The following is a 14009-nucleotide window of genomic DNA, read 5'->3' on the forward strand; positions in this document are numbered from 1 at the left end:
CGCGGAATCTCCTAAAATATACTTGTCGCGTTGAGCTGAGTAATTGTCATTAAGAAAATAGAGACAGTACATTTAACCGATGCGGCAAACCTAGCTAAATTTAAATGCACTGCTGTCGTGATCGAACATTGCCGCACGGCCCCATATACGGCATGCTTACACGCAGCGACTCGTGGGGCGGGCGAACAGATCATGTCGAGCATGAGAATAAAAAGCGTTAGGTTCAAGAACTTCAAGCGTTTCGAAAAATATCATGTATCCCTATCCGGAGCGAATATCCTTGTCGGGCCAAATAATGCCGGAAAATCAACAATACTGGATGCTTTTCGCATTTTATATGGCGCCCGGCGATATGCAGTGCGCTTGAGGCCGCAGATCATTCAAACTGACGAGGGAGATCAGTATGGATATGAAATTCCTGAGTCATCAATTCCTGTAAATATCCTGAACGTAATTCGAGACCTATATGATGATAGTGCGGAGGTCGAATTTACCCACGAGAATGGTACTAAGCTAAAGATGATATTTTATCAGAACAGGCAACCGCGTCTGTATATTTCCGACTCCGGTACATCACATTACACAGGAAAGACGTATTTTCAGAAATTTCCGATTGATCTTGTTATTGTTCCCACTCTATCCCCCTTTGAGAGTATGGAACCATACATTTCTGACGAGGTTGTTGAACGAGAGCGATCGACGCGCCTATCCTCAAGGCACTTTCGAAACATCTGGTATAGACAAAAGGTGGAATTCTCTGAATTCAAATCCCTAGTAGAAGGAACGTGGAACGGAATTGCGATCGAGGCTCCAACTCGCCCGCAGTTAATTAACTCATATATGGAAATGTTTTTTTACGAGGGGCGACAGCATCCTCGAGAAGTCGCGTGGTCTGGCTTTGGCCTTCAGGTTTGGATGCAAATTTTAACGCATCTCATGCGAGGGACCAGGGGCTCTATTTTTATACTGGATGAACCGGACGTTTACCTACACCCAGATATGCAAAGAAAACTTTTATCCCTCGTTTCATCGCGCTTCAATCAATATTTACTTGCTACGCACTCAACGGAGATAATAAACGAAGCAGAGCCTGGAGATATTATTGCTGTAGACTCCGAGCGACAATCTGGTAGAAGAATAAAAAGTGATGAGGAATATAATCATCTGTATGCCTATATAGGGTCTATTGAGAATATTGATTTAGCAAAACTAGCTAGAGCAAAGAAAGTTGTATTCTTCGAAGGAAAAGATAAAAAAATATTGACAAAATTCTGTCGTCGCGCGGGCATAAATCAACCTTTTTCTTCTGGAGATACGGCCATAATAAGTGTTGGCGGCTTTGGGCAATGGACAAAAGTAATAGATACCGCTTGGACGTTCAAGAATGTTCTTAAGTTTGATGTAAAAATATTTGCTCTGTTCGATAGGGATTATCGAGATCAACGTGAGATTGACAAGACAGTTGTTGATATCGAAGCTCACGGGGTTCAGTGTGCGATTTGGCGCCGCAAGGAATTGGAAAACTATGCACTCAATTCTGAATCCCTAGGACGATGCATTATCGAACGATGCGAGCAGCGCGGATACATTGTTTCTGCGGAAAAAGCCATATCTATAATGCTTGAGGTATCCGAGCAATATAAACACGATGTAATCGGCAATATTGCATCGGAGTCATTTAAGTATGAACAAAGAATCAAGAGCGGAAAGGATTTCTCAGACTCAGTTCGTGAAGCTAGCATTTTGATTGAGGCCGCATGGAAAAGCTTAGATCAGCGATTTAATATTATTCCTGGTAAACAATTTCTTTCGGACTTATCCGCTAAACTCCAGGCTGATTATCAAACTACGCTGACCACCAATATGGTCATCGATACGCTCCGCAAGGAGGAGCTCGATCTCGAATTGACAACGCTGCTTACCAGACTGGCGACGTTCTGCAATGGTTAAATTATCGAGGTAGCAGAGGCAGTGATGGAACGCCAAAGTTCTGCAAGTTCGCTTTTGAAGCTCACGCAGTCAGTGGATTGCCATGTATTATCAAGTTATGAGCTGTTCCGGACCTGCTTACCTCTTTGAAGCTTTGCTCGCATATTGTTTATCCAGTTATTATAGGATCTTGTCGATATGTCTCTTTTGGCGCTTTCGAGATTTCGAAAGTGTCGATCAAAATCTCGCTCAAAAGCGTGATTTCCAGCTACGAGATCGTGAATCAAACGAGCCAAAGATTCCATAATACGCATTTTACATTTAACGGTAAAAGCATTTTCGTTATTTATTGAAGCCATAAGGGTCGGCGAAAAATCGTCGTTTTCCGAATTCAACGTTCGAGACCACTGACCATGTGCCAACTTATTCCTAATTTCAATTATAGGTTTAAGCTCGTTTTCAATAATTTCTAACAACGTATTGTAGTATAATCTGGCCGTAATCGACAACGCTGTCTGCAGATCGGCATGGGGCAGTACATAACGTTTCCTAAATCCTAGCTCCAATGCAGCCTTCCAGGCCTCAAGTTGAGAATTGGAGGCGCTTATTTTAGCTCGTTCCGTTAATGAAAACCCATTTGGCTCGTAAGCCAGTTTTCGCAACCGATTTTCCGCCCAACCGCCGATGAGCAACATAGCTGTTTTCAGAAATGCATCGGCTGTGATGCCATCTTCGCGTGCCAAACTGCCATTAAGCTCTCTAAATATCCGCTCCAGAGCAGTATTCACAGCACGCAGATTTTTTACATGAGCTCTATAGAGGGCATCAGAACTGGCAGGCATTCAACGCTATCCCGGTCATCAAAGAACATCAGCATATGTTCTTTGATGACCGGGAATCGAACCCGGATAGACTCCCGCAAGGGCGTGTTTCCATTACACCATCATCCCATAGCTTGAATGCCATGTAGTTCGCTTGTTGTCAATTGACGGAGCTTCACTATCGCGGCAACCGCCTCTGATGCGCAATACGCCCAGTTTTACCCAGCAATTTCATGTTTATTATGAGGATAATGCTAGACGTTGTTGCGATCGAGATGATCACTCGCAGAATATCTACATTCTTACAAGTTGATGGCGAAGACAGAAACTCGAGTTATATTGGGGCGGCCTGCAAGAAAACCATCGTCTCCAGCGGCCCGTCCTGAGAAATGTCTCCTCCTTCCCCCCTCTGCCTCGAAATCACCCCAAGTGCCGTGGTGATCGCCGTGGCGAAGGTCGGCGCTCCGATCCCATCCACACCCGCTCGGGCATGAGTTCCACGAGGTCCATCTCCCCGATGCGGCGGCGGCGGGCAGCGCTTTTGATGAGGTCGACGAGTTGGTCGTAAGTGAGGCCCCCCGGAGCGCGGCCGATGACGCGGGGCACCAGAGCCGGATCGAGGGCGTCGATGCAGATGGCGAGACGGCTGCCTTCAGGGAAGAGGTCGAGTACAGCCTCGACGCCCTGGCGGTGCAGGTCGCAGGCCGGCACGAATGTCACGTCCCAGGCCAGCGCATCCTCCTAGCCGCTCATCACGGCCGAGCCGATGCCGTGGGCCTTTGCTTGATCACTGCCGGCAACACCAGGCCAGCAATGATAAAAGCCGCGCCCCAGATGTCGTAGTCGTGCAAACTCTCCCCGAGCAGGAGATAGGCGAGCAGGGCCACGAAGACGGTCTGCAGGTAAAGCAGCATGCTGGCCCGGCCGGCGCCGAGCGCCTCGACGCTGCGATTGTAGAGATAGTACATCAGCGCGCCGCCCGGCCCGGCCAGATAGGCGAGCGCCAGCAGGCCATTCGCGTTCAGGGCCGAGCCGCTGCCGCCGGTCAGCTCCCACAGATAGAAAGGCAAAGCGGCAAGGGCGCCGGCCCCGAGCAGAACCACCACCGTGGGCAGCAGGGGGATGCCGAATTTCGAACGGCGCAGCAGCACGGTGTAGAGACCCCAGCAGAAGGCGCTGCCGACGATCCACAATTCGCCGGCACTGAACTGCAGCCCCCTGAGCGCGCCGAGATCGCCATGGGCGACGATGACCAGCATGCCGGCCAGGGCAAGCAGCGCGCCGATCGCCTTCCACACGCCCAGCGCTTCGCCCAGCACGATGCGGGCAATCACCATGGTCATCACCGGTGACAGCGCCATGATGATGCCGGCCGTGGTCGCATTGGTGGAATGGAGGCCCGTATAGATCATGCCCTGGCACAGGGTCAGTCCAACAGCGCCGACGAGCAGGACCTCCAGCGCCCGCGACCGGATCAGAGCGATGATCACGCCGTAGTGGCGGTGCACGATCGGCAGCAGGATCGCGCAGGCCAGCAGCAGCCGCCAGAAGCAGAGGGCCCAGGGGCCCATTTCCGGCGCCGCCCATTTGGCCGCGATGTAGACGCCGGCCGAAAGCAGCCAGCCCAGGACGGCGGTCGCGTAGGCGCCAGCAAGGGACAGGCCGGGGGCGGCCTTCGCTTCGTCGGGGTGGGCTATCGGCAGCATCTGCATCCCCTCTCCTTCCAGCGCGCATGGGCCTGGAGCGATTGCAACGCCGCGCCGCCGGGTGCCGCTCTCCGGCCCGGAGCCCACCGGCGCTGTTCAATCCGCCCGGCCTGACGGGTAGCCATCCGATTTATTCAACCGGGATGGTTTCCCGGCAATACAACGACGCTCCGGCATTACACCAACGGCATTGATGCTTGACCGATCAAGCACCGTCTTTGCGAGCGTAGCGAAGCAATCCAGGGCCGGAAGACGTGGTGGCGTGGCTCCCGGATTGCTTCGCCATGCCAATCCTGCGGATTGGCAGAGCTCGCAAGGACGCGTGGGTCAAACGTCGCGGCCGCTGCTATTACGCCGTCTCGAAAGATTAGAGCGTCCGCCGCCGCAAAATAAGACGCGTTTCACTTCAGCCTCACTGCCGTAGCATAAATTACGACTGATTGCGGCCATCGATTACCAAGCATAGTGTCACGATGCGCCAGTCTTTATCAAGGAGCATGCCGTGGCCGACCGCGAGCGCACCCTGACGGAAATCACCGCCATCCGCGACTTGCTGAGCTCCAAGCCCCGGCCGGTCGGATGGGGCGAGCGGCGCGCACGGCTCGACGAGGTCGGCACACACTGGCCCGTGGCCGAGGACATCCAATGCACGGATATCCAGTGCGACGGCATCCCCGGCGAATGGTCGACGGCGCCGGGCAGCGACGCGGACAAGGTGCTGCTCTACTTCCATGGCGGCGGCTATTGCTCGGGCTCAATCAGGAGCCATCGCCGGCTGGTGACGGAAGCCGGCCGCGCGGCGCGCATGCGGACCCTGGCGATCGACTATCGCCGCGCGCCCGAACACCCTTTTCCGGCCCAGCACGAGGACGCGCTCGCGGCATGGCGCTTCCTGCGGCGGCAGGGCATCGCCGCCGAAGACATCGCGGTCGGCGGCGACAGTGCGGGCGGCAATCTCACTCTGGCCCTGATCGGCCGCCTGCACGCCGCCGGCGAGCCCCTGCCCCGCTGCGCCTGGCTGATTTCGCCCTGGACCGATCTCACCATGTCGGGCGCGACGCTCGCCAGCAAGGACGCGATCGATCCGATCATCCACAAGGCCTATCTGGAGGAGCTTGCCGGCGCCTATGTCCCTGCGGGACAAGACCGCGGGGACCCGCTCATCTCGCCTTTGTTCGCCGATCTGCACGGTTTTCCGCCGCTGCTGATTCAGGTCGGTTCGGCCGAGGCGCTGCTGTCCGACGCCACGCGGCTTGCCGAGGCCGCCGGGATCGCTGATGTGCCGGTGCGGCTGGAGATATGGCCGCATATGATTCACGCCTGGCCCGTCTGGAACGCCGGCCTGGAAGACGGCCGGCGTGCGCTTTGCGCCGCGGGTGCGTTCATGAGGAACGCCGGGTCGTAGACCCGCGCGCCAAGGGCGCGACCCGTCATCCCCGGCCGTATCCTCACAAGCTCCGCTTGTGAGCGACAGCGAGGGGAAGGGGATCCAGGGGATGACAGGTCAAGCAAATGAGACCTGGTATTGGTTCTACTGCGTCACGAGGAAAGCGCGGCATCTTTACCCTCCCCTGGAGGGGGAGGGTCGGCCTGAAAGGCCGGGGTGGGGTGAAAACACCGCAGGTCGCGACGAGGGAAATTTCGATTCTTATGAAGAGCCACCCCACCCCGACGCTACGCGTCGACCCTCCCCCTTCAGGGGAGGGTAGAAACGAGCCATGTTACGCAGCAGAGTGAGTCGGTCGGCAATCGAGAACGGCCGCCGCCCTCTCGCCCCTTATGCCCGCTGCCGCGCGATCACGCCCAGCGCGGTGGTGATCGCCCGGGCGAAGGTCAGCGCGCCGATGCCGTCGACGTCGCGCTCGGGCATGAATTCCACGAAGTCCATCGCCTCGATGCGGCCGCGGCGGGCGGCGCCCTTGATGAGGTCGACGAGCTGGTAGTAGGTGAGGCCCCCCGGGGCGCGGCCGATGACGCCGGGCACCAAAGCCGGGTCGAGGGCGTCGGCGTCGATGCAGATGACGATGCGACTGCCTTCGGGGATGAGGTCGAGCGCGGCCTCGACGCCCTGGCGATGCAGGTCATGGGCCGGCACGAATTTGACGCCCCAGGCCAGCGCATCCTCATAGTCGCTGGTCGCGGCCGAGCCGATGCCGCGGGCGCCCACCTGGATGATGCGCTCGATATGGGGCATTTCCGACGCCCGGCGCATGGTGGAGGAGAGGCCGAGGCGCTCGTCCATATGCACCTCGCGCCAGTCGATATGGGCATCGATCTGCAGGATGGTGTAGCGGGCGCCCTCCTCCGCCCCCAGGGCTTCGAGCATGGGGATGGGGATGGAATCATCGCCCCCCAGCACGATCGGCACCGCGCCGCGGGCGCGGATCATCTTGACGGCGGCGGCGATGGCGGCGCGGTTGGCGGCGCCGTCCTTCTCGTCATAGGGCAGGTTGCCGCAATCGACGGCGCGCAGGCGCGGCTCCGGGAAGACCTTGCCGCCATTGTCGAAATCGTGGCGGTCGACATTGGCGGTGAAGGCGGCGGTGGCGCGGCGCAGGGCGTCGGGCGCGTTGCGGCAATAGGCGCCGACGGAGCGGTAGGGCGTGGCGCAGGGCGCGCCGATCAGGGCGATCGGGGCGGCGAGTTCAGTGAGGTCGCGGCATTCCTCCAGGCCGAGGAAGGTGAGCGTATCGGCCGCCGCGCCGAACAGCGCGCCGAGATCGGCTTTCTGGTTCATGACAAGGGTCCTTCATGCGGGCCGCCCTGAGGCGGCATCGGGTTGGAAAAACAGGGGAAATCGGCGGCGGCGGGCCTCAGGACGGGCGCAAATCGAGGTAGCCGGCCCAGCGGCGCTCGACGAGGCGGAAGGCGCCGACCAGGACGAAGGTCAGGACGAGGTAGACCATCGCGGCCGCGACATAGGGCTCGAACTGGATGTAGTAGTTCAGCGTGATCATGCGGGCGACGCCGGTGGTCTCCAGCAGAGTGACGGTGCTGGCGAGCGAGGTGGCGTGCAGCATCATGATGGTCTCGTTGCCATAGAGCGGCAGCGCCCGCGTCAGCATCGCCGGCACCAGGATGCGCCGCGCCCGCGTCCAATCGGACATGCCATAGGCGGTGGCGGCCTCCACCTCGCCGGGCGGGATGTGGCGCAGCGCCCCGGCGAAGATCTCGGTGGTGTAGGCGGTGGTGTTGAGCACGAAGGCGATCAGCACGCAGACGAGCGGGCTGGAGAGCCAGGGCCAGAGCAGGCTGGCGCGCACCAGCTCGAACTGGGCGAGGCCGAAATAGATCAGGAAGAGCTGCACCAGCAGCGGCGTGCCGCGGAACACCAGCGTGTAGGCGAAGATCAGGCTGCGGATCAGCCTGTTGGCGCTGTTGCGCGCGAAGGAAAGCGGGATGGCGAGGCAGAAGGAGATCGCCAGGGACGCGACGGTGAGGACCAGCGTCAACTGCGCCCCCTCGGCATAGAGGCCGAGATTTTCGGCAATGACGTCCCAGTTCATGGCGCCAGCTTCCTTGTGCCGAGCTCGTAGCGCCGCGCCAGCCAGGCCAGCACCAGCATGGAGAGGATGGTGATGGCGAGATAGAAGCCGCCGGCGACCAGGTAGAAGGTGAAGGGCTTGCCGGTGGCCTCGGCGGCCCCCTTGGCGCGGAACATCACGTCCTGCAGGCCGATGAGGGAGACCAAAGCCGTCGCCTTGACCAGCACCAGCCAGTTGTTGGTGAAGCCGGGCAGCGCCAGGCGGATCATCTGCGGCAGCACGATGCGGGTGAAGATGCGGGTGCGCCCGAGCCCATAGGCCTGCGCCGCCTCGATCTGGCCGCGCGGGATGTTGAGCAGCGCGCTCTTGAAGGTCTCGGTCATATAGGCGCCGAAGATCAGCCCGAGCGTGGCGATGCCGGCGCCCAGCGGGGAGAACTCGACCTGGATGTCGAAGCCGAGCCATTCGGCGACCTGCCCGATGAAGGAGGGCAGGCTGTAGAAGACCAGCAGCATCATCACGAGATCGGGGATGCCGCGCACCACGAAGGTATAGATCCCCGCGCTGGCCGCCAGCGTCCTATGGCGCGAGACCTTGCACAGGGCCGCGCCGAGGCCGAGCAGGACGGCCACCACCAGCGAGGCGAAGGCCAGCAGCAGGGTGATCGCCCCTGCCGCCAGGATCGTGCGGACGAAATCGAGGACCATCTCCGGTCATTCGCCGAAATATTTGGTGTCCAGCGCCTTGAGCTTGCCGTTCTCCCTGAGGATGGCGAGGCCCTTGTTGATCTCGGCCACCAAGGCGGTGTTCTTCTTGCCGATGGCGATGGCGACGCCCTCGCCGAACTCCTTGGCGTCCTTGCCGGTGAGCTGCGGGCCGACCAGCTCGTAATCCTTGCCGGCATCCGACTTCAGGAAGCTGGCGGTGACCTGGGCCTGGTAGCTGATGTGGAGCTCGGCGCGGCCGGCGGTCAGCTCCAGATAGGGAGCGCTGCCGGTGTCGTAGCGCTTGATCACGGCCTTGGGGAAATGGCTGGTGACATAGGCGTCCATCGGCGTGCCGGTCTGCACCGCGATGGTCTTGCCGGCCATGCCCTCCGGCGTGAACTCGAAGGTCGAGCCCTTCTTGGCCACGAAGCGGAAGATCGGGTGGTTGTAGATGTCGGAGAAGGCAATCACCTTGCGGCGCTTCTCGGTGACGGTGAGCTGGGAGATCAGCGCATCATATCTGCCGTCGATCAGGCCGGGGATCATGCCGTCCCAGGCGGCGTTGAAGATGTCGCAGTCGAGCTTGGCGGCCTCGCAGATCGCCTGCATCAGCTCGACGTCGTAGCCGACCAGCTTGCCGTTGGCATCGATCGATTCGAAGGGCGGGAAGGTGGCGTCGGTGGCGATCTTGATCTTGTCGGCGGCCTGGGCTGAGAGGGCCTGGGCGCCGGAGGCGGCAAGGCCGAGCAGGAGGGCGGCGACGGCGTTTCTGATGCGAATGCTCATGATGGGTCTCTCGGGATGGGATCTGTCGTTGCGGGAGCCGGTTTCCACCGGCCTTGGTTGGAGCGGGTTACCCTCCCCTGGAGGTATCGGCACTTCCTTTTGGAAGTGCCTGGGGTCGAGGCGAAGCCTCGGGGTGGGGTGAAAATGTGCAGGACGTCATGATGGAAACCATTTTGTTCTTGCTGAAAACCACCCCACCCCGGCCTTTCAGGCCGACCCTCCCCCTCCAGGGGAGGGTGAAGAAATGGGCTTCTTTCCTCACATCATCGAATTAATGCTGCAGACGCCCGGCAAGGAATTGCCGCAGCCTGTCGCTGCGGGCCTCGGTGAAAACGGCTTCGGGCGGGCCCTCTTCCTCGATGGCGCCGTTGTGCAGGAAGACGACGCGGCTGGAGGCATGGCGGGCAAAGCCCATCTCATGCGTCACCACGATCATGGTGCGCCCCTCCTCGGCGAGGGACTGCATGACCTTGAGCACCTCGCTCACCAGTTCCGGATCGAGCGCCGAGGTCGGCTCGTCGAACAGCATCACGTCGGGGTTCATGCTGAGCGCCCGGGCGATCGCCACGCGCTGCTGCTGGCCGCCTGAGAGATGGGCGGGATAGCGCTGCAGCACCTCCTGGCCGAGGCCGACCTTGGCGAGATTGGTCCTGGCCCGCTCCGTCGCCTCCGCCTTGGAGACGCCGAGCACGCTGATCGGCGCCTCGATGACATTGTCGATGACGCTCATATGCGACCACAGGCAGAAATTCTGGAACACCATGGCGAGGCGGCTGCGCATGCGCTGGAGCTGCTTCTTGTCGGTGGCCCTGAGGAAGCCGTCGCCGTCCTTGACCGTCTTCAGCGCCTCGCCGTCGATGACGATGCTGCCGGCGGTGGGGCGCTCGAGGAAATTGATGCAGCGCAGGAAGGTGCTCTTGCCCGAGCCGCTGGCCCCGATGATGCTGATGACATCACCGGCCACGGCCTGGAGCGACACGCCCTTGAGGACCTCGACCTTGCCATAGGATTTGCGGATACCGTCCACGGCCAGCTTGTGCATGCTTCTTTCCAATCCGGCCGCGTTCGTCCGCCACCAGGACCCCTCTCCTGCGCCGGACCTGTCCGTCCAATCGCCACGGTGCTCATAAAATCAGAAGGCCGGCCCGGGGCAATTGATATTTGATCATCAAATAGATGACGTCATTTCATGTATCGCGCATTACCAGGGCAAATTGCCTGAGAAGGAGGCATGGCCGAGCGACCTATCCGGCCAATTCCTGAACGGATCTCAACTGTACACCATGAGGTCAACCGATCTCCCAGGCCGCGGCATCCTTGCCGAAGCGCGCGAGGAGCCAGCGCAGGAAGAGCCGCACGCCCGAGCGCTGCAGGCCGGCATGGGTGGAGACGACATACCAGCCGCCGAAGGCGTCGATGGCGGTGGAAAAGGGCCGCAGCAGCGTGCCGTTCCTGACATCGGCCCCCGAGAGCGTATCGCTGGCCAGGGCGACGCCGGTGCCGTTGATGGCAAGGTCGATCGCCATGCCGAGATCGCTGCAATAGAGATGGCGGCTATAGGGGCTAAAGTCGCGCTCGCCGGCCTCGGAGAGCCAGCGCCGCCATTCGGAGCCGTCGTCCCAATGCAGCAGGATGGCGCTGCGCAGTTCCACCGGGCTGGTGATGCGCCGGCCGATACGCTGGAACAGGGTCGGGCTGCAGACGGGCATGATGCTGACATGGGCGAGCTGCGCCGACCATTTGTCGTCCCAGCCGCCGGCGCCGAAGACGATGCCGATATCGGCATCCACCAGCTCATGGATGCGGTGATTCTCGGTGAGCTTGATATGGCATTCGACGGCGAGGTGGTCCTGGCAGAAATCGGCGAGGTTCTTGGCGAGCCAGCCGCTGGCGAACATCGGCGGGCAGGCGATGCCGATGCGCCCGCCATCCTGGTCCGCCTCGGACAGGCGTAGCGCCGTGTTGGTGATGTCCTGCAGCGCGGCCGAGACCGTCTTGGCGAACACCCTTCCGGCATCGGTGAGCACCACGCCGCGGCCGGCCTTGTGGAAGAGCGGATAACCCAGCACCTCCTCGAGCCGCCGCAGCTGGTGGCTGACCGCGCTGTCCGTCAGGGCGAGCTCGCCGGCGGCCTTGGTCAGGCTCTCATGGCGCGCCGCCGCCTCGAAGGTGCGCAGCACGCCGAGCGGCAGGTTACGCATCGCCGCGTCCCGTCATGACACCATCGCGCATCCAGGCTCCCCTATCATCAACCGATCATTCAACCGTCATTGCGAGCGTAGCGAAGCAATCCAGGAGCTGGGAGACAGATATTTGCGGCTCCTGGATTGCTTCGCCATGCCAATCTTGCGGATTGGCAGAGCCCACAATGACGGTCGAAACCACCACGAAGGAAAATCACAACGGAAGTGCTAGGATGGCGCCATGTCCTCCCCCGATGCGATTCGTATTGCAGCCGCCGTCATCGTCCGTCCCGACGGTATGACACTCCTGGTCAGAAAACGAGGGACATCGGCCTTCATGCAGCCCGGCGGCAAGATCGAGCCCGGCGAACAGCCCCGGCAGGCCCTGTGCCGCGAGCTTGTCGAGGAAATCGGCCTTGCGGTCGAGCCGGGCAGGCCCGTCTATCTCGGCCGGTTCCGGGCCCCGGCGGCGCATGAGGATGGCCGGACGGTCGAGGCCGAGATCTTCCGCCTCGACATCGCCGAGCCGGTCGCCGCCACTGCCGAGATCGAAGAGATCGCCTGGATCGACCCCAGGGCGCCGGGGCCGCTGCCGCTCGCCGCCCTGACGCGCGACCACGTGCTCGCCCTCGCGGCGGCGCCGGGGGCGTTTTCCGGGGCGCCGAACTCGGGTTAACCACGAGGAAGGCGATTCTCGGGTGCAGGCCGAGCACTCCAAGCTCCTCTGCCGTTGGCATGGCGAGGCGTGGCGCCTCACCCCATCCGGTGCAGCGATACGCTCGTCTTCGGACCGTGCCTGATGGTCTGGAACACCACGCAATAGCGCTCGGTCAGCTTCAGCAACTGGTCGAGCCGCTCCTGCGGCGCCTCGCTGTCGACGTCGAAGCGAAGCCGGATTTCGGCAAAACCGACCGGCGCCTCCCTGTCGACACCGAGCGTGCCGCGAAAATCGAGGTCCCCCTCGGCGCTGACCTGGCCGGCCTTCAAGGGCAGGTCGATCGCCGTCGCCACCGATTTCAGCGTCACGCCGGCACAGGCGACCAGGGCTTCCAGCAGCATGTCGCCTGAGCACAGCTCCAGCCCGGAACCGCCGGTCGCCGGATGCAGGCCGGCGATGGCCAGCGCCCGCCCGGTTTCCACCTTGCAGGCGATGCCCTCGCCATCGATCGAGCCCTTGGCTTTCAGGGTGATCAGGGCCGTCTTCGGGTCGGCGCGATAGCGCTCCTTGATTGGCGCCTGCATGGCGCGCAGCTGTGTCGAATCCATCTGTTCCTCCCCGATCGTCATGATGCGGCGTCGGCCCGGACTATAGATCCTGGACGCTGCAGGGCAAACTCGTGACCAGCGATTGGCAGGGTTCCGAATCGCCGAGGACCTTGCGATCCGCATGGTTTTGTCTGATGAAAATAGAACGATCTTCACCCGGCCGTTTGCAGAACAGCCGGCGTTCGCATGTCGCCGTTGGCGAGAGGAGCATCATGTCGCGCCCGATTTTCGATCTCACCGGCCGCCGCGCCATCGTCACCGGCGCCAGCCGCGGCATCGGTCAGACCATCACCCTGGCCCTGGCCGAGGCGGGTGCCGATGTCGCGGTGACCGCGCGCAGCCTGGAGAATCTCGAAGACACCCGCCGGCTCGTCGAAAAGGCCGGGCGTCGCTGCATCGTCCTGGCGCAGGATGTCGCCGACGTCGAGGATTGCCATGCCGTGATCAGCCAGGCCGCCGAGGCCCTCGGCGGCCTCGACATCCTGGTCAACAATGCCGGCGTCGAGAATGTCAGGCCATCCCTCGACGTCGACGAGGCCCTGTGGGATGCGATCGTCTCAACCAACCTCAAGGGCGCCTTTTTCTGCTCGCAGGCGGCCGGCCGGATCATGACGGGGGCCCAAGACGAGGCCCGAGGCGGAGCTATCGTCAATCTGTGCTCCCTCACCTCCTTCGTCGGCATCCCCACCGCGGTGCCCTATGGCGCCTCCAAATCCGGTCTGCTCGGCGTCACCCGAGCCCTCGCGGCCGAATGGGCGGGTCACGGCATTCGCGTGAATGCCATCGCACCCGGCTATTTCCGCACGGCCATGACCGAGGTTTTCTATAAGGACGAGGCGTGGCAGGGGCAGATGCTGGCCAAGATCCCGCAGCGGCGTTTCGGCGAACTGGCGGATATCGCGGGCGTCGCGGTGTTCCTGTGCTCGGATGCTTCGGCCTATGTTACCGGCCATTGCATTCCGGTCGACGGCGGCTATCTCGCCTCCATCTGATCGGGGCGGCGGTGAGCCTCGACGGACCGACCGTCATTGCGAGCGTAGCGAAGCAATCCAGAATCTCGGACGCTGCACCATTCGGCCGCTGGATTGCTTCGCTACGCTCGCAATGACAATTTCCCTTCAATGTT

General features: G+C 61.1%; 14 protein-coding genes. 4 read left to right on the forward strand and 10 right to left on the reverse strand.

From position 1 onward, the window contains the following. Positions 1–192: 192 nt before the first annotated feature. A complete protein-coding gene (locus C5L14_RS19580; RefSeq protein WP_105863757.1) occupies positions 193–1950 on the forward strand; it encodes an ATP-dependent nuclease in 1758 nt (585 codons plus the stop codon). 95 nt (positions 1951–2045) lie between these two features. Here the strand turns inward: C5L14_RS19580 and C5L14_RS30015 are convergent, their stop codons facing one another. The 3 genes from C5L14_RS30015 to C5L14_RS19590 form a co-directional block, all read right to left on the reverse strand. Next, a complete protein-coding gene (locus C5L14_RS30015; protein WP_146126965.1) occupies positions 2046–2771 on the reverse strand; it encodes a hypothetical protein in 726 nt (241 codons plus the stop codon). A 399-nt stretch (positions 2772–3170) separates the two neighbouring features. Continuing rightward, a complete protein-coding gene (locus C5L14_RS19585; protein ID WP_181161254.1) occupies positions 3171–3470 on the reverse strand; it encodes an arginase family protein in 300 nt (99 codons plus the stop codon). A 32-nt stretch (positions 3471–3502) separates the two neighbouring features. Then, a complete protein-coding gene (locus C5L14_RS19590) occupies positions 3503–4462 on the reverse strand; it encodes a DMT family transporter (RefSeq protein WP_105863759.1) in 960 nt (319 codons plus the stop codon). 496 nt (positions 4463–4958) lie between these two features. Between C5L14_RS19590 and C5L14_RS19595 the strand changes: the two genes are divergently transcribed. Further along, on the forward strand, positions 4959–5861 hold the full coding sequence (locus tag C5L14_RS19595) for an alpha/beta hydrolase (RefSeq protein WP_245443441.1): 903 nt from the start codon (positions 4959–4961) through the stop codon (positions 5859–5861). A 372-nt stretch (positions 5862–6233) separates the two neighbouring features. Here the strand turns inward: C5L14_RS19595 and C5L14_RS19600 are convergent, their stop codons facing one another. From C5L14_RS19600 to C5L14_RS19625, 6 genes are all read right to left on the reverse strand, one after another. Next, a complete protein-coding gene (locus C5L14_RS19600; protein WP_105863760.1) occupies positions 6234–7193 on the reverse strand; it encodes an arginase family protein in 960 nt (319 codons plus the stop codon). Between the two features lie 76 nt (positions 7194–7269). Continuing rightward, positions 7270–7962, reverse strand: coding sequence for an ABC transporter permease (locus C5L14_RS19605; protein WP_105863761.1), 693 nt, complete (start codon positions 7960–7962; stop codon positions 7270–7272). Further along, positions 7959–8648 carry an ABC transporter permease gene (locus tag C5L14_RS19610; RefSeq protein ID WP_105863762.1) on the reverse strand — a complete coding sequence of 230 codons (690 nt, stop codon included), beginning with the start codon at positions 8646–8648 and terminating at the stop codon, positions 7959–7961. Before C5L14_RS19610 ends, C5L14_RS19605 begins: the two co-directional genes overlap by 4 nt. A 6-nt stretch (positions 8649–8654) precedes the next feature. Then, entirely contained in the window at positions 8655–9434 is a 780-nt protein-coding gene (locus tag C5L14_RS19615) for a transporter substrate-binding domain-containing protein (RefSeq protein ID WP_105863763.1), read from the reverse strand. A gap of 271 nt (positions 9435–9705) precedes the next feature. After that, entirely contained in the window at positions 9706–10476 is a 771-nt protein-coding gene (locus tag C5L14_RS19620; protein ID WP_105863764.1) for an ABC transporter ATP-binding protein, read from the reverse strand. 247 nt (positions 10477–10723) lie between these two features. Next, the gene (locus tag C5L14_RS19625; RefSeq protein WP_105863765.1) at positions 10724–11635 is read right to left on the reverse strand and encodes a LysR substrate-binding domain-containing protein; all 912 of its coding nucleotides are present in this window, start codon (positions 11633–11635) and stop codon (positions 10724–10726) included. 223 nt (positions 11636–11858) lie between these two features. Between C5L14_RS19625 and C5L14_RS19630 the strand changes: the two genes are divergently transcribed. Further along, complete coding sequence (locus C5L14_RS19630; protein WP_105863766.1) at positions 11859–12293, forward strand: NUDIX hydrolase; 435 nt, start codon at positions 11859–11861, stop codon at positions 12291–12293. A 77-nt stretch (positions 12294–12370) separates the two neighbouring features. On the opposite strand, the gene C5L14_RS19635 is transcribed toward C5L14_RS19630, so the two are convergent. After that, the gene (locus C5L14_RS19635; protein WP_105863939.1) at positions 12371–12883 is read right to left on the reverse strand and encodes an OsmC family protein; all 513 of its coding nucleotides are present in this window, start codon (positions 12881–12883) and stop codon (positions 12371–12373) included. Between the two features lie 212 nt (positions 12884–13095). Between C5L14_RS19635 and C5L14_RS19640 the strand changes: the two genes are divergently transcribed. Then, a complete protein-coding gene (locus C5L14_RS19640; RefSeq protein ID WP_105863940.1) occupies positions 13096–13875 on the forward strand; it encodes an SDR family NAD(P)-dependent oxidoreductase in 780 nt (259 codons plus the stop codon). The last annotated feature ends 134 nt before the right edge of the window (positions 13876–14009 follow it).

The sequence above is a fragment of the Labrys okinawensis genome, assembly GCF_002982075.1.
Lineage (GTDB): Bacteria > Pseudomonadota > Alphaproteobacteria > Rhizobiales > Labraceae > Labrys > Labrys okinawensis_A.